General features: G+C 59.2%; 26 protein-coding genes and 1 pseudogene. 14 read left to right on the top strand and 13 right to left on the bottom strand.

The features are described 5' to 3' along the window. The first annotated feature begins 110 nt into the window (after positions 1 to 110). Complete coding sequence (locus AC3IUF_RS18710) at positions 111 to 2,342, top strand: GAF domain-containing protein (protein ID WP_489278955.1); 2,232 nt, start codon at positions 111 to 113, stop codon at positions 2,340 to 2,342. Here the strand turns inward: AC3IUF_RS18710 and AC3IUF_RS18715 are convergent. Next, a complete protein-coding gene (locus AC3IUF_RS18715) occupies positions 2,310 to 3,755 on the bottom strand; it encodes a SulP family inorganic anion transporter (RefSeq protein ID WP_489278956.1) in 1,446 nt (481 codons plus the stop codon). The two genes, AC3IUF_RS18710 and AC3IUF_RS18715, sit on opposite strands and share 33 nt — an antisense overlap. A gap of 157 nt (positions 3,756 to 3,912) precedes the next feature. Between AC3IUF_RS18715 and AC3IUF_RS18720 the strand changes: the two genes are divergently transcribed. Then, a complete protein-coding gene (locus AC3IUF_RS18720; RefSeq protein WP_007908121.1) occupies positions 3,913 to 4,230 on the top strand; it encodes a DUF7693 family protein in 318 nt (105 codons plus the stop codon). 53 nt (positions 4,231 to 4,283) lie between these two features. After that, positions 4,284 to 4,829 (top strand): hypothetical protein, encoded by a 546-nt coding sequence (locus AC3IUF_RS18725; RefSeq protein ID WP_489278957.1) that lies wholly within the window; start codon positions 4,284 to 4,286, stop codon positions 4,827 to 4,829. A 38-nt stretch (positions 4,830 to 4,867) separates the two neighbouring features. Here the strand turns inward: AC3IUF_RS18725 and AC3IUF_RS18730 are convergent, their stop codons facing one another. Then, complete coding sequence (locus AC3IUF_RS18730; RefSeq protein ID WP_489278959.1) at positions 4,868 to 5,503, bottom strand: hypothetical protein; 636 nt, start codon at positions 5,501 to 5,503, stop codon at positions 4,868 to 4,870. 128 nt (positions 5,504 to 5,631) lie between these two features. Next, positions 5,632 to 6,090 carry a GNAT family N-acetyltransferase gene (locus tag AC3IUF_RS18735; RefSeq protein ID WP_414893775.1) on the bottom strand — a complete coding sequence of 153 codons (459 nt, stop codon included), beginning with the start codon at positions 6,088 to 6,090 and terminating at the stop codon, positions 5,632 to 5,634. Between the two features lie 143 nt (positions 6,091 to 6,233). Between AC3IUF_RS18735 and AC3IUF_RS18740 the strand changes: the two genes are divergently transcribed. Beyond that, positions 6,234 to 6,878, top strand: coding sequence for a TetR/AcrR family transcriptional regulator (locus tag AC3IUF_RS18740; protein WP_007908117.1), 645 nt, complete (start codon positions 6,234 to 6,236; stop codon positions 6,876 to 6,878). 21 nt (positions 6,879 to 6,899) lie between these two features. On the opposite strand, the gene AC3IUF_RS18745 is transcribed toward AC3IUF_RS18740, so the two are convergent. The 3 genes from AC3IUF_RS18745 to ggt all read right to left on the bottom strand — a co-directional run bounded on the left by AC3IUF_RS18745 (position 6,900) and on the right by ggt (position 10,348). Continuing rightward, entirely contained in the window at positions 6,900 to 7,913 is a 1,014-nt protein-coding gene (locus tag AC3IUF_RS18745) for a lysozyme inhibitor LprI family protein (RefSeq protein WP_489278960.1), read from the bottom strand. A 106-nt stretch (positions 7,914 to 8,019) separates the two neighbouring features. Beyond that, positions 8,020 to 8,553, bottom strand: coding sequence for a cysteine hydrolase family protein (locus tag AC3IUF_RS18750; protein ID WP_447786128.1), 534 nt, complete (start codon positions 8,551 to 8,553; stop codon positions 8,020 to 8,022). A 67-nt stretch (positions 8,554 to 8,620) separates the two neighbouring features. Beyond that, positions 8,621 to 10,348, bottom strand: a complete 1,728-nt coding sequence (gene ggt, locus AC3IUF_RS18755) for a gamma-glutamyltransferase (RefSeq protein WP_007908112.1) — start codon at positions 10,346 to 10,348, stop codon at positions 8,621 to 8,623. A 155-nt stretch (positions 10,349 to 10,503) separates the two neighbouring features. Between ggt and AC3IUF_RS18760 the strand changes: the two genes are divergently transcribed. Next, positions 10,504 to 11,019 (top strand): methylated-DNA--[protein]-cysteine S-methyltransferase, encoded by a 516-nt coding sequence (locus AC3IUF_RS18760; protein ID WP_123376629.1) that lies wholly within the window; start codon positions 10,504 to 10,506, stop codon positions 11,017 to 11,019. A 94-nt stretch (positions 11,020 to 11,113) separates the two neighbouring features. On the opposite strand, the gene AC3IUF_RS18765 is transcribed toward AC3IUF_RS18760, so the two are convergent. From AC3IUF_RS18765 to AC3IUF_RS18780, 4 genes and pseudogenes are all read right to left on the bottom strand, one after another. After that, complete coding sequence (locus AC3IUF_RS18765; RefSeq protein WP_397481357.1) at positions 11,114 to 11,704, bottom strand: NUDIX domain-containing protein; 591 nt, start codon at positions 11,702 to 11,704, stop codon at positions 11,114 to 11,116. A 152-nt stretch (positions 11,705 to 11,856) separates the two neighbouring features. Next, positions 11,857 to 12,858: pseudogene (locus AC3IUF_RS18770) on the bottom strand (chitinase); the annotation flags it as partial. A 43-nt stretch (positions 12,859 to 12,901) separates the two neighbouring features. After that, a complete protein-coding gene (locus AC3IUF_RS18775) occupies positions 12,902 to 13,531 on the bottom strand; it encodes a lytic polysaccharide monooxygenase auxiliary activity family 9 protein (RefSeq protein WP_095113674.1) in 630 nt (209 codons plus the stop codon). Between the two features lie 221 nt (positions 13,532 to 13,752). Further along, positions 13,753 to 14,190: a hemerythrin domain-containing protein gene (locus AC3IUF_RS18780; RefSeq protein ID WP_007908104.1), complete on the bottom strand. Its 438-nt coding sequence runs from the start codon at positions 14,188 to 14,190 to the stop codon at positions 13,753 to 13,755. A 148-nt stretch (positions 14,191 to 14,338) separates the two neighbouring features. On the opposite strand from AC3IUF_RS18780, the gene AC3IUF_RS18785 reads away from it, so the two are divergent. After that, positions 14,339 to 14,764, top strand: a complete 426-nt coding sequence (locus AC3IUF_RS18785; RefSeq protein ID WP_007908103.1) for a GNAT family N-acetyltransferase — start codon at positions 14,339 to 14,341, stop codon at positions 14,762 to 14,764. A gap of 96 nt (positions 14,765 to 14,860) precedes the next feature. Here AC3IUF_RS18785 and AC3IUF_RS18790 read toward each other — a convergent pair whose 3' ends face one another. Continuing rightward, the gene (locus tag AC3IUF_RS18790) at positions 14,861 to 15,211 is read right to left on the bottom strand and encodes a hypothetical protein (protein ID WP_095113675.1); all 351 of its coding nucleotides are present in this window, start codon (positions 15,209 to 15,211) and stop codon (positions 14,861 to 14,863) included. 134 nt (positions 15,212 to 15,345) lie between these two features. On the opposite strand from AC3IUF_RS18790, the gene AC3IUF_RS18795 reads away from it, so the two are divergent. The 8 genes from AC3IUF_RS18795 (at position 15,346) to AC3IUF_RS18830 (ending at position 20,072) form a co-directional block, all read left to right on the top strand. Beyond that, the gene (locus tag AC3IUF_RS18795; protein ID WP_463543375.1) at positions 15,346 to 15,675 is read left to right on the top strand and encodes a DUF6388 family protein; all 330 of its coding nucleotides are present in this window, start codon (positions 15,346 to 15,348) and stop codon (positions 15,673 to 15,675) included. Between the two features lie 25 nt (positions 15,676 to 15,700). Further along, positions 15,701 to 16,405 (top strand): YoaK family protein, encoded by a 705-nt coding sequence (locus tag AC3IUF_RS18800; RefSeq protein ID WP_095113676.1) that lies wholly within the window; start codon positions 15,701 to 15,703, stop codon positions 16,403 to 16,405. A gap of 200 nt (positions 16,406 to 16,605) precedes the next feature. Then, on the top strand, positions 16,606 to 16,998 hold the full coding sequence (gene tusD / locus AC3IUF_RS18805) for a sulfurtransferase complex subunit TusD (RefSeq protein ID WP_007908093.1): 393 nt from the start codon (positions 16,606 to 16,608) through the stop codon (positions 16,996 to 16,998). Between the two features lies 1 nt (position 16,999). Continuing rightward, complete coding sequence (tusC, locus tag AC3IUF_RS18810; protein ID WP_007908091.1) at positions 17,000 to 17,356, top strand: sulfurtransferase complex subunit TusC; 357 nt, start codon at positions 17,000 to 17,002, stop codon at positions 17,354 to 17,356. After that, complete coding sequence (tusB, locus tag AC3IUF_RS18815; RefSeq protein WP_123376624.1) at positions 17,356 to 17,649, top strand: sulfurtransferase complex subunit TusB; 294 nt, start codon at positions 17,356 to 17,358, stop codon at positions 17,647 to 17,649. Before tusC ends, tusB begins: the two co-directional genes overlap by 1 nt. After that, on the top strand, positions 17,646 to 17,981 hold the full coding sequence (locus AC3IUF_RS18820; protein WP_007908084.1) for a TusE/DsrC/DsvC family sulfur relay protein: 336 nt from the start codon (positions 17,646 to 17,648) through the stop codon (positions 17,979 to 17,981). The genes tusB and AC3IUF_RS18820 overlap by 4 nt, the downstream gene beginning before the upstream one ends. Continuing rightward, a complete protein-coding gene (locus tag AC3IUF_RS18825) occupies positions 17,978 to 18,979 on the top strand; it encodes a glycosyl transferase family protein (protein WP_489278963.1) in 1,002 nt (333 codons plus the stop codon). Before AC3IUF_RS18820 ends, AC3IUF_RS18825 begins: the two co-directional genes overlap by 4 nt. Before the next feature lie 91 nt (positions 18,980 to 19,070). Beyond that, the gene (locus AC3IUF_RS18830; protein WP_489278965.1) at positions 19,071 to 20,072 is read left to right on the top strand and encodes a glutathione S-transferase family protein; all 1,002 of its coding nucleotides are present in this window, start codon (positions 19,071 to 19,073) and stop codon (positions 20,070 to 20,072) included. A 94-nt stretch (positions 20,073 to 20,166) separates the two neighbouring features. Here AC3IUF_RS18830 and cysG read toward each other — a convergent pair whose 3' ends face one another. After that, a complete protein-coding gene (cysG, locus tag AC3IUF_RS18835) occupies positions 20,167 to 21,561 on the bottom strand; it encodes a siroheme synthase CysG (protein ID WP_489278967.1) in 1,395 nt (464 codons plus the stop codon). Beyond that, a complete protein-coding gene (gene serS, locus AC3IUF_RS18840; protein ID WP_007908080.1) occupies positions 21,562 to 22,842 on the bottom strand; it encodes a serine--tRNA ligase in 1,281 nt (426 codons plus the stop codon). Positions 22,843 to 22,850 lie beyond the last annotated feature (8 nt).

Below are 22,850 nucleotides of genomic sequence, written 5' to 3' on the forward strand. Positions count from 1 at the left end.
ATGTGCGCAGACCTGAAAAAACAGTTTCACTGCGAGCGGGCGTGCTGAAACCAAACACCGCGCGCAAAGGTCTTTCTTCACACGCAGATGCCCGGAAAGACACGATTCCCATGACAGACTGGTTGCAAGACAACGGTGAGATGGCCGAGCAGATTCGACGCCATGATTGGGCAAGCACCCCGCTGGGTCCGTTGCAAAACTGGCCCGATGTGCTCAAGACCACGGTCTCGCTCAGTCTTGCCTCGCACTTTCCTCAAGCCATCGTTTGGGGGCCAGAACTGATCACCTTGTTCAACGACGCCTTCCTGCCGATTCTCGGCGCTAAACCGAACGCTCTGGGAAGACCTTTCAGCAAGATCTGGGAAGAAGCCTGGAGCGAGATCAGCCCGATTGCCGATGCGGCGTACGCCGGGCAAGCCACTTACATCGAAAACTTTGCGCTGACCATCGAGCGAGGCAGCGGACCGGAGCAGGCGTTTTTTACCTTCTGCTACAGCCCGATCCGCGATTCGCTCGGCAACGTGGTCGGCATGCTCGATACCGTTACGGAAACCACCCAGACGGTTTTTCTCAACCAGCGTCTGGCCGTGCTTGAAGCGCTCGGCAACGCCGTTGCCAACGCGACCGATGCCCAAGCCATTCTCGCCATCACCACGCGTCTGATGGTCGAACATCTGCAGCTGTCAAACTGTGCCTACGCCGACATGGACGCCGATGAGGACGGTTTCACCATTCGCGGCGATTGGGCGGCGCCCGGCTCGCCAAGCATCGTCGGCCACTATCGACTGCGCGACTTCGGTGAGAAAGCCGTGACCTTGCTACGTGCCGGCGAACCGCTGATCATCCATGACAACCGCAGCGAACTCGCCCCTGAAGAATCGGCAACCTTCCAGGCCATCGGCATCACTGCAACCATTTGCGTGCCGTTGATCAAGCAAGGACGACTGACCGCACTGATGGCGGTGCACGACAATGTGCCGCGAGTCTGGTCGCGCTTCGAACAGTCACTGCTGAGCGAAGTCACCGAGCGTTGCTGGGCGCACATCGAACGGGTCCGCGCCGATGCCAACGTGCGTGAAGGCCTGCTGGCGCTGGCGGAACTGAATGCCACGCTGGAACAACGGGTCGAGGAACGCAGCTTGCGTCTGGCCGAAACGGAGTCGGCGCTGCGCCAGTCACAAAAGCTTGAAGCCATCGGCCAGTTGACCGGCGGTGTGGCCCATGATTTCAACAATCTGCTGACTATCATTCGCTCGTCAGTGGATTTCCTGCGCCAGCCCAACCTGCCGCAGGAGCGTCGTCAGCGCTATATGCGCGCGGTTTCCGACACCGTCGAGCGCGCCTCCAAGCTGACCAGCCAATTACTTGCTTTTGCCCGGCGTCAGCCGCTCAACCCGCAAGTGGTCGATGCGGGCGAACGGTTGGCGAACATCGGTGAAATGCTCGAGTCTGTCACGGGCGCGCAAATTCATGTCAGCGTCGAACGGCCGGACCAACCCTGCTACATCCGCGTCGATCTGAGTCAGTTCGAAACCGCAGTGATCAATATCGCGCTCAACGCCCGTGACGCGATGAATGGCCAAGGCCTGCTGAAATTGCGCCTTGAGTGCGACAAACCACTGCCAGCGATTCGCGGCCATGGCGGCGCCAGCGGCCCGTTTGTGTCCATCGCACTGTCGGACACCGGCGGCGGTATCGATGCGCATACTCTTGAGCATATTTTCGAACCGTTCTTCACCACTAAAGATGTCGGCAAAGGCACAGGGCTCGGGTTATCGCAAGTGTTCGGCTTTGCCAAGCAATCGGGCGGTAATGTCGATGTGTCCAGCCTGGTCGGTCACGGAACGCAGTTTACGCTGTACCTGCCCCAAGTACCGGCGGTTGCGCCGCAGACCAGCGAGACGTCGGACGAAGGCGAACTGCAGGCGCCGCATGAAAAGCGCCGGGTGCTGGTGGTCGAGGACAATCTGGACGTTGGCCGCTTCGCCAATCAGATCCTGCAGGATCTGGGCTATGACACGACGTGGGCCACCAACGCCAAAGAAGCCTTGAAGTTGGCAGGCGAAGACGCAAGGGCTTTCGACGCAGTGTTTTCCGATGTCGTCATGCCCGGTATCACGGGAGTCGCGCTCGCCAGGGAATTGCGCCGTCGCCGCCCGGATCTGCCCGTGATACTGACCTCCGGCTACAGCGAAGAACTGGCGCGCTACGGTCACGAGGGTTTCGAGTTTCTCGCCAAGCCCTACTCGGCCGATCAGGTCTCGCGGATTCTCAGCAAGACCTGGCTGAAGGCGTCAGCGCCAGCGCCTTCAGTCGTGGTCGACACCGGCACGCTTGAGTAATTTTTTGCAGCGCTCAGACAAATGAAACACCTGCAAATGCTTACCCGCCTTGGCATATCGCTCGCGCAAAGTCTTCAACGCCGCAATCGCCGAGTAATCGACAAAACTCAAATGCCGACAATCCAAAGTCACCCGGGCCGGATCATTGGCCGGATCGAACTGATTGAGGAACGGCGTGGTCGAGGCGAAAAACAGCGTGCCGTGCAGACGATAGAGCTTGCTGCCGTCAGCCTCCAGATGCTCATCGGCATACAGCTCACGGGCCTGCTGCCAGGCAAAGTTGAGCGCCGCAATAATGATGCCGCACAGCACCGCAGTGGCCAGATCGGTAAACACGGTGATGGTGGTCACGGCGATGATCACCAGCACATCATTGAGCGGCACTTTGTTGACCACCCGCAACGACGCCCAGGCGAAGGTCTGCTGCGACACCACGAACATCACGCCGACCAGCGCCGCCAGCGGAATACGCTCGATCAGCGGCGACAGGAACAGAATGAACAGCAGGATCAGCACGCCAGCAACCACGCCGGACAAGCGCCCGCGCCCGCCGGAACTGAGGTTGATCACGGTCTGGCCGATCATCGCGCAACCGCCCATGCCACCGAACGCGCCGCTGACCATGTTGGCCGCACCGAGCGCCACGCACTCGCGATCCGGGTAGCCACGGGTTTCGGTGATTTCGTCGGTGAGGTTGAGGGTCAGCAGGGTTTCCAGCAGACCGACCAGCGCCATCAGGATTGCGTAAGGCGCGATGATGCGCAGGGTTTCCAGACCCCACGGGATGTCCGGCAAGGCGAACGTCGGCAAGCCGCCGGCGATGTGTGCCATGTCGCCAAGGGTGCGGGTCGGCAGGCCGAACAGGTAGACCAGCAGACCGACGCCGAGAATCGCCACCAGTGCCGGCGGCACCGCTTTCGTCAGACGCGGCAGGATGTAGACGATGGCCATGGTCAGCGCAACCAGCCCGGTCATCAGGTACAGCGGCGTACCGCTGAGCCAGTCCTCACCGCTCTTGAAATGCTCCAGTTGCGCCAATGCAATGATGATCGCCAGGCCGTTGACGAAGCCGAGCATCACCGGGTGCGGCACCATGCGCACCAGTTTGCCCAGGCGCAGCAGCCCGAACGCCATCATGATCAGACCGCCGAGCAACACCGTCGCCAGCAAATACTGCACGCCGTGTTGCACCACCAGCGCGACGATGACCACGGCCATCGAACCCGCCGCGCCGGAGACCATGCCTGGCCGGCCGCCGAACAACGCCGTCAGTGTACAAATGATGAAGGCGCCATACAGGCCCATCAGCGGATTGAGGTGCGCCACCAGCGCGAACGCAATGCATTCGGGCAACAGGGCAAACGAGGTGGTGAGTCCGGCCAGGACATCGGCGCGCAGACGAATCGGTTTCATGGCTTACCTGATTGAGCAGCCGTCGAGCGCGACTGCAGGTGTTCGGAGAAAAGAGGGTTGCGGATGTTACGGAATTGTCCGGGATCGGGCCAGTGAACGCTGACACTTGTCGGCTCGGGCTTTATGCTGGCGCGTTCCTGTATCCATTGAGTTGAACATGTCTGCCTTTCTGAGCGCCCGCGAGGTGTGCCAGCGTTTGCGTGAAGCGGCGCTGGGTGTCCTCACTTTCAAAGTCTGCGAGATGCCTGACGAGGCGGGACGGGTCGCGGTCGATATCGAGGGCTGGCACCTGCTGCTGGACTTTGAAGGTAGCCGGTTACATCACTGTGAATTCGCCCGCAATGGTGATGGGCAAGAAGGCGCGCTGGAGAGCTGGCAGCGTTATGGCACCGATCCGGTAAGTTTACTCAGTACCTGGGAATTGGCGCAGATCGAGCGATTGCTCAACACGCAGACGAACGAGGTTGCCCAATGATGGCACTCTGCCCATAATTCGCGCCCTCCTCTATTCCCACGCAAGGAACTGCCGTGAAGAAGTCGCTGTTGTTGATCCCGATGCTGGCCCTGCTACTGCAAGGCTGTGGCATGACCATGACTCGTTACGAGCCAAGCTTCGAGAACGTGCAGAAGCTCAAGCAAACCCCGCCGCTCCACGCGATCAGCAATCCTCAGGTCACGGCCGAATCCGGTGAAGGTTCGCTGGTGGTTCGCGCCAACCCGGTTCGCTCGCCGTCCGGCAGCATCCCGGCGCACATTCAGGATGCGATCACTGAAGAACTGCGCAAGGCCGGCCTGCTCGATCCGCAGGCGCAGCGTCAGTTGAAAGTGTTGGTGGTGAAGAACGAACTGTCCGCAGGCATGGGCACGGGCGACGGCAAACTCGCCGCTCGCTTCACCCTGCTCAACGGCAACGATGTGGTGTACGACGCCACCAAGAATGTCAGCCGCCAGTGGAGCAGCAGCTTTTTCGGCTTCATTGCGATTCCGAACGCGGTCAACGCTTACAACCCGATGGTGCGTGACCTGCTGAAGGAACTGTACAGCGATCCACAGTTCATTCAGGCCCTGAAGTAAGGGCAAAAAAAGAGCCGCGATTGCGGCTCTTTTTTTCTTCAGGCCATTGGAATAGCGGTTTCGAGTGCCGAGTACTTCAGGTTTTTGCTATCGACCATTTGCTTGAGCAGCGCGTTGACCTGACGGGTGAAAGTGTCATTCACCGCGTCTTTCGGTGTGTTGGCCATCAGCGGGATGAACCAGATACCGATCCAGGTACCGATCGCATCATGATTGCTCGCGGTGGTCAGGGCCTGACCCTGGCCATCCATGCCTTCCAGGCTCATGGAGTACTGATCGGTGCCGTACGCCGGGATCACCCCCAGGCTGAAACCACAAATAAAGCCCAGTACCATGGAACCGGCATTCGGCGGATGGTTGTACATTTTCAGACGCAGGCTGTAGTCCCCCGGCTGCTTCTGGAACTCGTCCAGGGTGACACGGCCGAACAGACCCGAGTCAGTGAGGATTTTTTGCAGCTGTGGTTTCAGTTGATCACGTGCTTGCGGCACTTCCACGGCGGAACCACTTTTCGGCTCGCCCTGATAGAAATCGAAATCGACGTATACGTTTGGCTTATTGGTGTAGCTGGCCATCGACGGCATGGTCACCGGCGCCACTTCGTCTTTGGTGAAACTGGCACAACCGCCCAGCGCAAGTACCAGTCCCAGCGCCAGAATTTTCCCGAATTGCATGATGATCCGTCCCTATGTATACACATCCAGATGATGGCATTGCGCCTTCATTTTGAAGGCCGGGCGGATTCTAGAGAGAGCGGCGGTCGGGCGAAAGCCTGAATTCGGGAAATCGCAAAGAAATTTGCTCAACCCTGCCGCAAGTCGAGGATGTAGGTGTAATAACCGCTGTCGCGCACGTAGCCGAGGGATTCGTACAAACCTTGCGCCATAAGGTTGTCGGTGGCGGTTTCCAGCACCAGCCCCTTGGCACCGCTCGCCAAGGCAAAGTCACGCGCCGTGTTCATCAGCAATCGACCCACCCCGCGTCCACGTGCGGCGGGCGTGGTGAACAGGTCGCTGAGCAGCCAGGTGCGGTGGGCATCGATGGACGAGAACGTCGGGTACAACTGCACGAATCCCAGCGCCTCGCCGTGTTCATCCTGCGCGAGAAATATCGCTGATTCGTTGCCAGCCATGCGCTCGGCGATGAAGGTTCGCGATTGCTCGAGATTCGACGGCTGTTGGTAAAAACCACGGTAAGCGTCGAACAACGGCGCCACCGCATCCAGATGTGTCGCGTCGGCTCGCACTGCCTGAAGGGTCATGTGTCCGCTCCGTTTCCACTCGTTGATCGAAACAGCATAGCGCTGTCCTTCGAGTGTGCTGGCCTCATCGCTATATAGTTTTGTATATTGCGAGACCGAAATCGCCAGAATCTATCCATGCCGTCCAGCCAACCTGTATTGCCATGAGTGCCATCCGCGTCCGCAACGAGCAGTTGATCCTCGCCGCTGCCCGCGAAGAGTTCGCCGCCAACGGCTTCGACGCCACCCAGACTCGCGATATTGCGGCGCGTGCCGGGGTGCCCAAGGCCAATCTGTATTATTACTTTCAGACCAAGGAAAACCTCTACTGCAAAGTACTGCTGGGGTTTGTCGAGCCGCTGTTGGAAGCTTCAGCGGCGCTGCGTGAAAGTGATGACCCGCTGACGGGGCTGCGTGCTTACGTTGCCGCGCGGATTCGTATTGCTCGCGAGCATCCGGCGATTGCCAAGGTATTCAGTGGCGAGTTGCTGCTGGGCGGTCGACAGTTGCCGGCTGAGTGCCGCGATCTGTTGTATGCCGAAGCGCGGCGTAACGTTGAATGCCTGCGCAGCTGGATTGAGCGCGGCTTGCTGGCGCCGGTGGATCCTGAGCATCTGATGCTGTTCATTTGGTCGGCGACGCGCACGTACACCAACATTGGCTGGCAGATGGGTCGGATCATGGGGCGCGAAGTGCCGCAGGATGAGGATTATCAAACGGCGGCGCAGACGATTACGCGAATGGTGCTGGAGGGTGTCGTGGTGACGCCGCGGGTGGGCGGGATTCGTGGGGTTTTGTTTGCGACGTGAGCGGATGGGCTACCGCGCAGATCAGGGCATGAACTCTACGGGCAGCTCCAGATGAGCTTTCATGCGCTCATTCCAGTCGTGCAAGGCATCGGGTAGAAATTTTTTCCATTTCGCCACGTTGGTGTAGTAGCGCAGACGCGAATGGCCGGAACTGTCGTAGGTCACCAACAACACCCAGAAATGGCCATCGGATGAGCGCATCACGATGCCGGTGCCACCCAGACCGCGCATCCACATCTCCCAGACCTGACTGCCCGGCACATCGGTGCCTGGCTCACCCGTCATCAGGGAGCCGGACTTTTCCACCAGTGTCTGATAATCACCTTTGAGCAAGGTGTGCAGTGCCTGGTTCTCTTCCGGTGTTTGTGCCAGGCCCAGGCTGAGCATGTCGTAATCCAGTGTCAGCGGGTGCTCCGAGGCGACAAAACGGCCGGTGTAGTAGACGCCCAATCCGGCACTGCAATACCCGCCTTCCCCTGCAAGCGAAATATCCAGCACACCGTTGATGGGAGTGAACAACAGGGTGCACTCATCTTCCGAGTAAACGGCTTTACCGTCGTTGAGTGTGGCAACGCCATCCAGATCACCGGAGTTGGCACCCTCAGCCGCCGTGATGTCGATGCTGATGTGCGTGGCATCGCGGCGCTGGGTTATCACCGTTGCCGAGGTTGAAGTCCCCGGCGGTATGAGTTGCCAGGTTGCGTCCCAACTGAACGGCTGGGTAGCGTGTTCGAGCTCGCTCAGCCGCATCAAATACTCGCGGCGCAAACAGGCCGTCTGATCGCCGCAGGCGTTGCGACTTTTCAGCCACTGCCGCTGGTCAGCCTTGAGGGCTTTGGCATCGGGGACACTGGCCAATGTCGAATGCCAGAGCTTGCCCAGCTTCTCGTCGAGCAGCGAAATCTGCGGGTCGCCACAAACGGCTTTTTCGGTTTTGTTGTTGGCCGTGGAGCAATCGAAACTGCTGGCGTGGGTAACAGAGGCAAACGCAAGGGACGTCAGCAGCAAGGCATAACGCAGGGAGATCGCGAACATCGAGAGATTCCATTCTTCGGACGGCGCGCAGTATGCCAGTGCTGCCAGCGGAAATCCCTGATGTACATAGCAATCAGGGTTTCGCAATCACTGTAGGAGTGGGTAGTCAGAACCTGATGTCGGCGGCGGGTTTGACGTCGATGCGCGCCACGGAGCCGGTCAGGTGCGCCAGATCCTTGTTGTGCTCGGTGATGATGTCTTCGGCGCTCATGTTGCCGTTGTCGACGGTGGAATGCGCGTCGGCGGCGAGCACCACGTCATAACCCAGTTGATGGGCCTGGCGCACGGTGGCATTGACGCAGTAATCGGTTTGCAGACCGCAGATGAGCAGTTTTTCGAAATCTTCGCTCGGCAACAGTTTGCGCAAGTCAGTCTGGTAGAACGAATCCGGGGTGGTCTTGCGTACGCGCAAGTCTTTCGGCGATGTCTCAAGCCCTTCGGCCAGCTGCCAGCCTTCGGCACCATGGGCCAACGGGCTGTCCTTTTCTTCATGCTGGATCAGCACCACTGGCACACCTGCCTTGCGCGCGCGGGCGCTGAGGCCGTTGATGGTGTCGATTACACGGTGAATGTCATGGCACTGGTATTCGCCCGAGCAGAGGGCGCGCTGGACGTCGATGATCAGCAATGCGGTGGTCATGATGAGCCTTCCTTGATCAGTCCTTGAGACGGGGGCGGATGTGAGCCCGCCCCCTTTTTTACGCTTCTTAGTAACCCAGTGACAAGCCAGTGTTGCGGCGTGGATCGTTGGCGCCGTAGAAACGGTTTTTCCCGACGGGTTTACCCCCCAGCGACGGTGCGCCGACCAGAATCGCGGCGATGTGATTGGCGTCCTGCGGACCGGCGAATTTGTGGCCCCAGCTTTCGAGGAGCTTCTTCGTATCGGGGCTGGCGGCGAAGTCTTCGAGGTTGGTTTCTTCCGGCATCCACTGCTGGTGGAAGCGTGGCGCGTCGACCGCCTCCTGCAAGCCCATGCCGTAGTCGATGACATTGAGCATGGTCAGCAACGTCGCGGTGATGATGCGGCTCCCGCCCGGCGTGCCGACCACCATCACCACTTTGCCGTCCTTGGTGACAATGGTCGGGCTCATCGATGACAGCGGTGCCTTGCCCGGGGCAATCGCATTGGCTTCACCCTGCACCAGACCGTACATGTTCGGCACGCCGACCTTGGAGGTGAAGTCGTCCATTTCATCGTTGAGGATCACCCCGGTCTTGCTTGCCATCACGCCGGCGCCGAACCAATCGTTGAGGGTGTAGGTGACCGACACCGCATTGCCCCACTTGTCGACGATCGAATAGTGGGTGGTATTGCTGCCTTCATGGGGCGCTACACCGGGTTTGAGCTCAGCCGACACGCCGGCCTTTTGCGGCTGGATGGCGTCGCGCAGTTTGGTCGCGTAGTTCTTGTCCAGCAGGTGCTCGATCGGATTTTTGACGAAATCCGGATCGCCGAGATAGCTGTTGCGATCGACATACGCGTGACGCATCGCTTCGATCTGGTAGTGCATACCCTGAGCGGAATGGAAGCCCAGGTCCTTCATCGGATAGCCTTCGAGGATGTTCATGATCTGGCAGATCACCACCCCGCCAGAGCTTGGCGGCGGCGCCGAAACCACGTGGTAACCACGGTAATCACACTCCACCGGTGCCAGTTCGCGGGTCTTGTATTTGTCGAGGTCGGCCTGGGTAATGATGCCTTTGTTGGCCTGACTGGAAGTGACAATGGCATCGGCTACCCAGCCTTTATAGAAGCCGTCGGCGCCTTTCTCGGAAATGGTCCGCAGGGTCTTGCCGAGGTCCTTTTGCACCAGTTTCTGCCCGACCTGCATCGGCTCGCCTTTGCTGAGGAAGATCGAGCCAGAATCGCGCATGTCCTTCTTGAACACGTCGGTGGCGTACTCCAGCAGTTCGACGTCACCCTGCTCCAGTTCAAAACCGTCTTCCGCCAGTTTGATCGCCGGTGCAATCATTTCCTTGCGTGGCTTGGTCCCGTATTTGCTCAGCGCCAGTTCCATGCCGGACACCGTGCCCGGTACGCCCACCGCCAAATGTCCACGGGTGCTGAGATCGGGAATTACGTTGCCTTCCTTGTCGAGGTACATGTTGGCGGTGGCCGCCAGCGGCGCTTTTTCGCGGAAATCGAGGAAGGTCTTACGCCCGTCCGCCAGTTGAATGGTCATGAAGCCGCCTCCACCGAGGTTGCCCGCTGCGGGGTAAACCACCGCCAGCGCGTACCCCACGGCGACCGCCGCGTCGACGGCATTGCCGCCACTTTTCAGTACGTCGACGCCGACATGGGTGGCCAGATGTTGCGCGGTGACCACCATGCCGTTTTCGGCGGCAACCGGAGCGACTGACGCCGCGTGAGCCATGAGACAGCTGAGTGCCAGTGAGGTCGCTATCAGCGACTTGGCCAAAGGTTCGTACTTCATGAGTCGATCTCTTTTTTGTTGTTTTCAGGGTCTGTGCAAAACAGAGGGGGAACGCTGCAAGAGCACCAAGCAGTATGGTCGGCTTTGCGTATTGCGCCTCCCCGATCAGGCAGTATGCTGGGCGCTGTTGCCGCCCTGATCCGGAGTCTGCCGTCATGCCTTACACGTTCATCACCCTGCCCTCGCCCGTCGGCGAGCTGAAGCTGGTCGCGAACGGTTCACGACTGGCGGCCATCCTCTGGGAAAACGACAAACCGAATCGCGTACGCCTCGGGCCGATGAGTGAGGCCCCCGACAATCCGATCCTGATTCGAACGGCTCGACAACTTGAAGAATATTTTTCCGGGACGCGTGACTGTTTTGATCTGGAACTGGATTTCGCTGGCACCGAGTTTCAGAAAAAGGTCTGGGCGGCGCTGCTGACCATTCCCTTCGGCGAGACGCGGACCTACAGCCAGATTGCCGAACAGATAGGCAATCCCAGCGCTGTGCGGGCAGTGGGCGCAGCGAACGGACGCAACCCGATCTCCATTGTCGCGCCGTGTCATCGAGTGATCGGCGCGTCGGGGAAGCTCACCGGGTTTGCCGGTGGGCTAGAGGCGAAAGAGCGCCTGCTGACACTTGAAGGTGGCGACTGGTCGCAGATTGGCAAAACCGGGGATTTGTTTTAGTCAGTCAATACAGATCAAGAGATCGCAGCCTTCGGCAGCTCCTACCTGGAATGCGTTTTCCTGTAGGAGCTGCCGAAGGCTGCGATCTCTTGATTTATTGGGCAAAAAGGTTATTCATCGCCGCATATTGCAACAGCATGATGGTCTTGGCGTCGCAGATCTCGCCGCGCTGAAACGCCGCCAACGCGTCGTCGAATCGCCACTCCAGCACTTCCAGTTCTTCGGTCTCCTCTTCCAGACCACCACCGTCGCTAACCTTCGATGCGGCGTCGTATTCGGCAATGAAAAAATGCAGTTTCTCGGTCACCGAGCCAGGGCTCATGTAAGCCTCGAACACCTTCTTCACATCGTGCACGCGATACCCGGTTTCCTCTTCGGCTTCATCGCGAATCCGTTGCTCCGGCGCTGCACCTTCGAGCAACCCGGCCGCCACCTCGATCAACAAACCATCGTGGCCATTGACGAATACCGGCAAACGAAACTGCCGGGTCAGCACCACCGTGCGCTGCTCGCGGTTGAACAACAGAATCGCAGCGCCATTGCCACGGTCGTAGACCTCACGGGTCTGACGCTGCCACTCGCCATTGTTGCGGTGATAGTCGAAGGTGATTTTCTTCAGTAGATACCAGTCATGGGACAACACTTGAGTGTCGACAATGTTGACCCGCTCGGCTGTGTTGGACATGACGCTTGTTCCCGTTTCCTGAGTAAGTCGCCATGGTCGAATAATTGCGCAAACAAAAAAAGCCCGGCAGCGCTACCGGGCTTCTTCATTTGCAACTAACGAGCGATAAACGATTGCTTATCATCGAAAGCTTGCCCTGCGACGGGTACCCCGTGAATCAACGGCCCATAACGCCGGCTGAACTCCCAGTTGTATGGCACGCCATCCTTGCTGGTACCGTTATCCCAATTCACCGACCAGGTCATCAGGCCTTTGATCGGTATCCCCTTGATCGCCAGACGCTTGAGGACATTCCCGACCACGGTTTTGTCGATCACATAACCGGTGGCTGCCGCATCGTTATTGGCCGGCAGACCGATGACGAACTTGTCCGCCGGGATCCGCGTGAAGCCACGTGTGCCGGTCACCAGACTTTCGGTCAGGTAGTAAAGGAAATCCTCCTTCAGCGCATCGTTGTTCTGCGCAATCCACGCACCCGCGCCGTTGTTCGCCTCCGGTACCCAAACGCCGTCACCGCCCTGGTTGTAGAACTGTGGGGCGATGAAGTCGTAGTAGCCTTCCAGTGCCTGCAAATAGCTGATGTATTTCCCGGTGCTGGTCAGGTACGGAAACTCCGGAGCCATGCTGATGATGAAGTGCTTGCCCTGGCCTGCGTAGTGATCCTTGACCAGTTTCAGTGCGGCCGGCAGAACTGTCTTGTTGGCAGCGAAATCAATCGCGCTCTGTTCAAGATCGATGTCCAGACCGTCGAAGCCGTAGGTTTCCACCAGACGAATGATTTCATTGGCCAGCGGTTGTTCCTGACCGCTGCGCAATTCGATGTGCGCATCGGCGCCGCCGAGGGAAATCAACACGGCCCGTCCCTGGCTGTTGAGTACGCCGACCTGGCGGCGGAACTCGGCATCGGAAACGTTGAACGGTTTGAAGGTCGGAATCCCGCTGCCCTTCATAAAAGCGACCGCAACCACGTTGTACTCCTTGGGTACGTCCTCCAGCGAGAGGCTGGCAAAGCGGCCCTGGCGGTAACCATCGCTCGGGCCTGCGGGCCAGTTGTGCCAGAAGCCCATAAGGACCTTTTTGCCGGCAATGCTCGGCATCAGCGAGGCGGCATCGCTCGCCGCGTTTTGCACTAAAGAGAAATCGATTTTTGACATGTTCTAATCCTTCAGAACGTGTGGGTTTGGCGACGCTGCGCCGTTATTTGAAGTCGACGTCGAAAGCCTGATAGAAGGCGTTGCCGGTGTTGGCGACGATCCACATCAGCACGATCACGTGATGGCCTCTTTTGTTGGCCGGCAGTTTCACCGCGTGATTGACCTTGGCCTTCAACTCATTCGGGTAGCTGTAATAAGGCACCTGAGTGTAGAAGTCCTCGAAGAACGGTTGGGCTTCCAGTTGCGCACGGGTAATACGCTGTTTCGGGTCCCAGCCATCCTTGGTGATCAGCCAGCGGTAGCCGCGGGTGGTGTGCGGTGCGGTGTATTCCCACTTGATTTCGAGGGTTTGTCCCGGGGTGACATTGAGCAGCGGCCAGGTGAACGGACGAGCGAGTTTCTTGCTCATTTCGTCATTGGTGAAGTTCACACAGTCGCGGGCATCGGTCTTGCCGCCGCTGAGGATGTAGCCATCGGCCGGTGGCGTGACGCTGTCCGAGTCGCTCTGGTAAGGCGCCGGAAATGGCCCCGCCGCCAGCGCCGGGAAGTTCTTGCCGCCTTCCATTTCGTTGACCTGCCAGGCGCCGAGCAATCCTTGCTCAATCGCTACCGCACCGCGGCTTGCAGGGGAAATGACACGACCGTGTCGCAGTTGGGTTTGTGGTTGATTCATGTTTTTCACTCCGTTGATTTAAGAACTCTCCTTTCCGAGGAGAGGCCTTCAAGCTAACGGAGACGGATTTTTTGTCCATCGGCGGTTTTGTCGCAGTCAGCAGCCTTGAACCGTAAAAACAGCGCAAACACTGGATGCATATACAGTCTTTTGCGACAACGCCCACCAGAGATGACGACAAAAGATTACACGCCAATGCTACAAAGACTGCCATTCAGTGATTACGGCAATTGTTCCTGAAACTCCTTTTCGTATTGCCCGGCGAGTTGTTCTTTCTGTTTTTCGCTGAGCAATTTGCCAGCCATCTGGAAGAACTTCTGTTCCTCTTCCTTCAGGTGATGGTGAACTTTGTCAGAGAGCTTTTTGGCGGTGGCCAGCCAGGCCGGGCTGGACATCTCGGTCTCATCGAGTTCTTCCATCATCTCGTCCATTTCATGATGTTCCGCGATGGCATGGCGGCTCAAATCGACACCGTCATCAAGCTCCATCAACGGAATGTAGAAATGGCGCTCTTCGGCGGTTTCATGGGCCTGGAGTTCTGCCTTGAGCTGTTTGTAGGCTTCGACCCGCTCCGGCGTATCGCCGCTGGTTTCGATCAAGGTCTTGGCGTAAGTACGCTGGCGGTCATGGCTTTCGCGAAGGGCTTCGAAAATATTCATGGGGGTTCCTCATCAACCGCGTGCTGGAATGACGCTGTAAAGCCTAGACCCCGAGGCGAGAGCGGCAGTTCCACCGGGTTGAAGAAGGGCTTGGAAGATGGCCGCGGGGCAGGATAGGCTGCGAATTCAAACAACAAGGAAGTCATGCATGAACTTGCGCATCGAGCTGTCACAAAACCCGACCGAAGAAGAACGCACAGCCATCCTCGCGCCGCTGCGTGCGCACAACGTTGCCAACGCCGGACCGTCGACCTTCGAGCCGATCGCTCTGTTAGTGCGTGATGAACACGACGCGATCCTCGGAGGTTTGTATGCCCACACGTTCTATCGTTGGCTGTTCATTGAGTTACTGGCCGTGCCGGAGCAAGGTCGCGGCAAAGGTATCGGCTCGCAGTTGATGCAGAGGGCGGAAGATCTGGCACGGGAAAAAGACTGCGTTGGCATCTGGCTCGACACCTTCTCCTTCCAGGCACCGGAGTTTTACAAGAAGCTTGGATTTAGCGAATGCGGAGAGATTCTGGATTATCCACTGGGGCATAAGCGGCATTTCTTCCAGAAGCGATTGATCGGTTGAATGTTGCGGCCCCTTCGTCGGAAGGCCACCCGGAGCGAGCCTGCTCCGGGCGGCCTTCCGACGAAGGCGGGTTGAGCATCACTGCGACAATTGCCCCTACAGGCAGGTCGCCAACGCCGCCAACCGGCGCTTGGCGACAAAGTCATCCTTCTGCGCGTAGTAATTCAACGTCGTGCCCGATGCCTGGGTAATCACGTCGACAAACGACTCTGCCGAACGGGTGTACACCGTCGTCCCGCCGGACTTGCGCGGTTCCAGATACGCCGCCGCATCCACACCGAACACCGCTTCGTCCTGCCAACCAAACTGCACACACTGCGCCACGACTTTTTCAGCCTTGTCCGACGTCAACACCTTGTACGGGGTTTTCGTGCGAGCATCGTCCATCACCGAGCCTGCGCAACCGGCCAGCAATGTCGCGGCCAGCGCTACCATCAGAATTCGCATTGCATTCGCTCATTCAGAAAAAAGCGGACTGTATCATCGCAGCAGCAGGAATCGTTCTGCTTTACTGCATTTATAGCGCGACACGCGCAGGTCGCTGCGGCAACCTAAGCTCATCAGCCTCACAAGGAAAACACATGGCGCCTACCGACCAGCGACATGAACATGCCCTGAAAGTGTTTCTCGACGCGCGTCCCGAACTGCGCGAAACCCTCGATCACCTCAACCCGTTGCTGGCTCAGGCCAAGGGCGAAACGCAGGCGCAATATCGTGAAGAACGACTGCATGAAGCGTTTGAAGAGGAAGCGGAAAGCCGCGGGTTGTTCGCCTGGGAATTGACCTTGCAACTGACCGCTGATTCGCCTGAGGCGTATCAGGCGCAGCGTCTGGAAGTGCATCGCGAAGTCGCGGAAATGGCCGGAATGGATTGGCTGGAATATTGCGATCTGTATGGCATAGAGCCGTAACCTCCGCCTAAGGACACCGCCACTCATGTTGCCATCCGCCTCGACTCACCGCGCCAGCCCCGGCCACCTGCACACACAGAAGTGGCGCGGGCGGATTGGTCTGGCGCTGGTGGCCAGCCTCTCGGTACTGGCCGGAATGACCGATGCCATTGGCTTTATGGCCAGCGGCGACTTCGTCTCGTTCATGAGCGGCAACACCACCCGACTTGCCGTGGCAATCAGCGATGGCGATGTCGGGCTGACTGCGCGATTGTTGATCCTCGTCGCAACATTTATTGTCGGCAATGCCTTGGGGGTTGTCGTCGCACGTTTTGGCGGACGCCGGGCGCTGCCTCTGCTGCTGTGTATCGCCACCCTGCTGTGCGCGGCGGCGGCCTGGCCATTCGACACGCAACTGCCAGCGCTGCTGGCGGCGATCATAGCGATGGGCATGCTCAACGCGGCGGTCGAAGAAGTGAATGGCTTGCCGGTCGGGCTGACTTACGTGACTGGCGCGTTGTCGCGGTTCGGCCGTGGATTGGGCCGCTGGATGCTTGGCGAACGGCGCAGCGGCTGGCGAGTGCAGCTGGTGCCCTGGAGCGGAATGTTTCTCGGCGCGATTCTGGGCGCAGTGCTGGAGCATCATCTTGGACTCAAGGCGATGTTCGTCAGCGGGTTGCTGGCCGCGATGATCGGGCTGCTCTCCCTGAAAATTCCGCGGCGCTGGCAACTGGGCTACATGCCTCGCTAATCAACGCCCGCCCCGTGCTCCCTGTAGGAGCTGTCGAGTGAAACGAGGCTGCGATCTTTTGATCTTGTTTTTCAAAATCAAAATCAACAGATCGCAGCGTGCCGCAGCTCCTACAGAGATCGTGTTTCCCTGTAAGCGCTGCGATCCTTTGCGGCCTGCAATGCTTTATCATGGCCGCAGTTTTGCTGATCGAGTCCGTCATGAAGTTTGCCATCGCGCTGTTTTCCGCCGCCCATGCGCCCTCCTCGCGCCGCGCCCTGCTGTTTGCGCAGGCTGCGCTGGCCGGCGGGCATGAGATCGTCCGGCTGTTTTTCTATCAGGACGGCGTTTATAACGCCTCGGATGCGCTCGTCACTCCGCAGGACGAACTGGATTTGCCCAAACAATGGCGCAGCTTCATAACCGAGCAGAATCTGGATGGCGTGGTGTGTATCGCCGCCGCCCTGCGTCGCGGTGCGCTTAACGCTGAAGAAGCCAAACGCTATCAACGTGACGCCGTCTCAGTCAGCGCGCCGTGGGAATTGTCCGGCCTCGGTCAGTTGCATGACGCGGTGCAAGACGCCGACCGTTTGATCTGCTTTGGAGGTGCGTGAGATGGCCAAGTCCCTGTTGATCATCAGCCGCCAGTCGCCGTGGTCTGGCCCCGGCGCTCGCGAAGCGCTGGACATCGTGCTGGCCGGTGGCGCCTTCGATCTGCCCGTTGGCTTGCTGTTTCTGGATGATGGCGTGCTGCAACTCGCCGCCGGGCAAAACGCCAAGGCCCTGCAACAGAAAGACCTCAGCGCCAACCTGCAGGCGCTGCCGATGTTCGGCGTAGAAGAACTGTTTTACTGCGCCGACAGCGCCAGCACACGCGGTCTCGGCAATCTGTCGCTGGCCGAAGCGCAGCCGCTGGCCGCCGAACAAATCACCGCCCTTATTGACCGTTACGACCAGGTGATCACCCTCTGATGTCGACTTTGCATGTGTTGTCTCATTCCCCATTCAGCGACGATCGCCTGAGCAGTTGCCTGCGCCTGATCGGCAGCGCTGATGCCCTGCTGCTGTCCGGCGATGCCGTCTATGCATTGCAACCGGGCACAGCGCCATTCACCGATCTGCAAAGCCGCCAGATCAAACTGTGGGTTCTGGCCGAAGATGCACAGGCTCGTGCCATCGAAGTCCCGGACTGGGCCGAAGCGATCGATTACCCGGCCTTCGTCGAACTGTCGATACACCACGACAAGGTCAACAGCTGGCTATGAATTCCATGACCGTCGGCGCCCGCGCCATCGAACTGGACAAGGATGGCTTTCTCGTCGATCTCAGCGACTGGTCGGCTGAGGTCGCCAGCGCCCTCGCCGCTGCCGAAGAGATCGAGTTGACTCCGGAGCACTGGGAAGTCCTCGAGCTGCTGCGCAGCTTCTACGCCGAATTCCAGCTGTCACCGGCCACCCGGCCGTTGATCAAGTACACCGCGTTGAAACTCGGCCCGGACAAAGGCAACAGCCTGCACCTGAACCGACTGTTCAAAGGCACCCCCGCCAAACTCGCCGCGAAACTGGCGGGCCTGCCCAAACCGACGAATTGCTTATGACCGACTTTCCAGCGCTGACCCTCGAAACGCCTGCCGAACATCCGTTCGCTCAATTCGTGCGCATCCTCGGCAAGGGCAAACGCGGCGCCCGCGACATGACCCGTGAAGAAGCCCGCGAAGCGATGGGCCTGGTGCTCGACGACAAGGTCGAAGACACCCAGCTCGGCGCGTTCCTGATGTTGCTGCGGCACAAGGAAGAAAGCGCCGAGGAGATGGCCGGTTTCACCGAAGCGCTGCGCGAGCGCTTGCAGGCCCCCAAGCTGAACGTCGATCTGGACTGGCCGACCTATGCCGGCAAAAAGCGCCATCTGCCGTGGTACCTGCTGGCAGCCAAGTGTCTGGCACAGAACGGAGTGCGCATCTTTATGCACGGCGGCGGCGCGCACACGGCCGGGCGGCTGTACAGCGAGCAATTGCTCGGCGAATTGAACATCCCGTTGTGCCGGACCTGGCAGCAGGCCGGCACGGCGCTGGACAACGGCGGGCTGGCGTTCATGCCGCTGGTGGACTGGGCGCCACAACTGCAGAAGATGATCGACCTGCGCAACACCCTTGGCCTGCGCTCGCCGATTCATTCGCTGGCGAGGATTCTCAATCCGCTGGGCGCGCGTTGTGGGCTGCAGAGTATTTTCCATCCTGGCTATCAGGCCGTGCATCGCGATGCCAGCGGCTTGCTTGGCGACACGGCGATTGTGGTCAAGGGTGACGGTGGCGAAATCGAGATCAACCCGGATGCCGACAGTCACTTGTACGGCACCACTGGCGGCGAGAGCTGGGACGAGGAATGGCCGCAATTGTCGGCGCAGCGCCACGTCAAACCGGCAACTTTGGACGTTGAACATCTGAAAGCGGTGTGGCGTGGCGACGTGGTCGACAGCTACCCACAAATGGCCCTGATTGCGACCATGGCCCTAGCCTTGCGCGGCCTCGGTCAAAACCGTGAGCAAGCCTTCGCAACCGCCGAGCATTACTGGGCCGCGCGGAACAAATCGATTTAACCGATCATTCACGCCCGATCTTTGCGCTTTTTGTTCGAACTCATCGGAATAGACTCGACTCCAACGATTATTGGTTTACGGAGTCTTGATCATGGGTTTACTCGTCGATGGCCACTGGCAGGACAAGTGGTATGAAAGCAGCAAGGACGGCGCGTTCCAGCGTGAACAGGCCAAACGCCGCAACTGGGTCACCGCCAACGGTGAACCCGGCCCCAGCGGTGAAGGCGGTTTTGCCGCTGAAGCCGGGCGCTATCACCTCTACGTTTCCCTCGCCTGTCCATGGGCGCATCGCACGCTAATCCTGCGCAAGCTCAAAGGCCTGGAAAGTCTGATCGACGTCTCGGTGGTCAGTTGGCTGATGCTGGAAAACGGCTGGACCTTCGACACGGCACTCGGCTCAACCGGCGACAAGCTCGAGGGCTTCGACTTCATGCACCAGCGCTATACCGCCGACACGGCCGATTACACCGGCCGCGTTACTGTGCCGGTGCTGTGGGACAAGAAGCTCAAGCGCATCGTCAGCAACGAATCAGCGGAGATCATCCGCATGTTCAACAGCGCGTTCGATGACCTGACCGGCAATGATCTGGATTTCTACCCGGCGCCGTTGCGCGGTGAAATCGATGCGCTGAACGAGCGGATTTATCCGGCCGTAAACAACGGCGTGTACCGCGCAGGTTTTGCAACGTCGCAACAGGCTTATGAAGAAGCGTTCGATGAGGTGTTTGCCGAACTCGATCACCTTGAAGGCGTTTTAAGCGCAAACCGCTATCTGAGCGGCGAATACCTCACTGAAGCTGACGTGCGCCTGTTCACTACGATCATCCGGTTTGATGCGGTGTATCACGGGCACTTCAAGTGCAATCTGCGGCGCATTGCCGATTATCCGAACCTGTCGAACTGGCTGCGGGAGATGTATCAGTTGCCGGGGATTGCCGAGACGGTGGATTTCCAGCACATCAAGAATCACTACTACGGCAGTCACAAGACGATCAACCCGACGGGGGTTGTGCCGAAGGGGCCGGAGCAGGATTTCACCGTGGCGCATGATCGGGCGCGGTTGGCTGGGAAAGGGGTTTGGTTGAAGGGTTAATAGCAAAAAGCAAAAGATCGCAGCCTTCGGCAGGTCCTACAGGGAACGCATTCTCATGTAGGAGCTGCCGAAGGCTGCGATCTTTTGATCTGACTCAGACCTGCGCCTGAGCCCCTTCGAACCACGCCAGTTTCTCGCGCAGTTGCACCACTTCACCAACGATCACCAGTGTCGGCGCATGCACTTCATGCTCCGCCACCAGTCGCGGCAGATCAGCCAGCGTGCCGGTAAAGACCCGCTGATTGACCGTGGTGCCCTGCTGAATCAATGCCGCCGGGGTATCTGCTGAACGACCATGCTTGATCAGTTGTTCACAAATGACCGGCAAGCCGACCAGCCCCATATAGAACACCAGCGTCTGCGCCGGGGCGACGAGGTCGACCCACGGCAGATCGGTGGAACCGTCCTTCAAATGGCCGGTGACAAAGCGCACCGACTGCGCGTAATCACGATGCGTCAGCGGAATCCCTGCATACGCCGCACAACCGCTGGCAGCTGTGATACCCGGCACCACCTGAAACGGAATGCCATGAGCGGCCAGTTCTTCGATCTCTTCGCCGCCACGGCCGAAGATAAACGGATCACCGCCCTTCAACCGCACCACGCGTTTGCCGGCCTTGGCCAGATCGACCAGTTGCTGGTTGATCTGATCCTGCGGCACGGCGTGATCAGCACGACGTTTGCCGACATAAACCCGCTCGGCATCGCGACGGCATAGCTCAAGAATCGCAGGTGCAACCAAACGGTCGTACAGCACCACGTCGGCTTGCTGCATCAGGCGCAAGGCCTTGAAGGTCAGCAGGTCCGGATCGCCCGGGCCCGCGCCGACCAGATACACCTCACCGGTGGTGACCATGGCTTCGCCATCGATCTTGGCTTGCAGCAGACGTTCGGCCTCGGCGCCCTGCCCGGCCAGTTGCCGATCGGCAATCGGCCCCTGAAAGACGTCTTCCCAGAAACCACGACGCTGCTGCACATCCGGAAACAGGCCTTTCACCTGATTACGGAAACGCGCGGCGAGCCCGGCCAATTGGCCGTATGTCGACGGAATCCAGGTTTCGATCTTGGCGCGGATCAAACGCGCCAGCACCGGTGCATCGCCGCCGCTGGACACGGCAATGATCAGCGGCGAGCGATCGACGATCGCCGGGAAGATCACGCTGCACAAGGCCGGCGCGTCGACCACGTTGACCGGCACGCAGCGCATATGAGCATCGGTGGAGACTTGTGCGTTCAGTGTCTCATCGTCGGTAGCGGCAATAATCAGCCCGCAACCGTCCAGATCTGCCTCGACGTAACCACGCAACAGGCATTCACCGCCAGAAGCAGCGACCAGCTCACGCAGTTGCGTTTCGATTTCAGGTGCGACCACCCGCAGCAGCGCACCGGCATCGGCCAGCAGGCGAGATTTGCGCAAGGCAATTTCCCCCCCACCGACGACCAACACACGACTGCCGCGCAGGTTGTGAAACAGCGGCAGATATTTCATTTAGCCGATGACCTCAAGGCCACCCATGTACGGCTTCAGCACGTCCGGCACACGGATCGAACCATCGGCCTGCTGGTAGTTTTCCAGCACGGCCACCAGCGTACGGCCAACAGCCAGACCGGAACCGTTCAAGGTGTGCACCAGCTCAGGCTTGCCGGTTTCCGGGTTACGGAAGCGCGCCTGCATGCGACGGGCCTGGAAATCGCCGCAGTTCGAGCACGAGGAGATTTCGCGGTACTTGTCCTGGCTCGGGATCCACACTTCCAGATCGTAAGTCTTGACCGCGCTGAAGCCCATGTCGCCGGTGCACAGTGCCAGGGTGCGATAAGGCAGACCGAGCAATTGCAGCACCTTTTCAGCGTTGGCAGTCAGACCTTCCAGCGCTTCCATCGAAGTCGATGGCTCAACGATCTGGACCATTTCAACTTTGTCGAACTGGTGCTGACGGATCATGCCGCGCGTGTCGCGACCCGACGCGCCGGCTTCGCTGCGGAAGCACGGAGTATGGGCAACGAACTTGATCGGCAGCAGTTTCGAGTCGACGATTTCGCCGGCAACGATGTTGGTCAGCGATACTTCGGCTGTCGGGATCAAATACAGATCCGCTTCGCCTTCGCGCGCGATCTTGAACAGGTCTTCTTCGAACTTCGGCAGTTGACCGGTGCCTTGCAGTGCCGGCGCCTGAACCAGATAAGGCGTGTACGCCTCTTCGTAGCCGTGCTCGTTGACGTGCAGGTTGATCATGAACTGCGCCAGTGCGCGGTGCAGACGGGCGATCGGGCCACGCAGCAAGGCGAAACGGGCGCCGGACAGTTTGGCGGCGGTTTCGAAATCCAGCCAGCCGAACTTCTCGCCCAGCGCCACGTGGTCTTTCACTTCGAAATCGAATGCAGTCGGCGTGCCCCAGCGGCGGACTTCAACGTTGTCGTCTTCGTCTTTGCCGACCGGAACGGATTCGTGTGGCAGGTTCGGGATACCGAGCAGGATCGAGTCCAGTTCGGTCTGGATCGCGTCCAGTTCGACTTTACCGGCACTCAGTTCGCCCGCCATGCGCTCGACGTCCGCCATCAACGGCGCGATGTCTTCGCCGCGCTGCTTGGCCTGACCGATGGATTTGGAACGCGCGTTACGCTCAGCCTGCAGTGCTTCGGTGCGGGTCTGGACGGTCTTGCGCTGTTCTTCCAGCGCTTCGATGCGCGCGGTATCCAGGGCAAAGCCACGGGAAGCCAGGCGGTCCGCTACGTCCTGAAGGTTGCTACGTAACAGTTTGGAATCGAGCATGTCGGTTT

The sequence above is a fragment of the Pseudomonas sp. KH_040 genome (assembly GCF_057839305.1).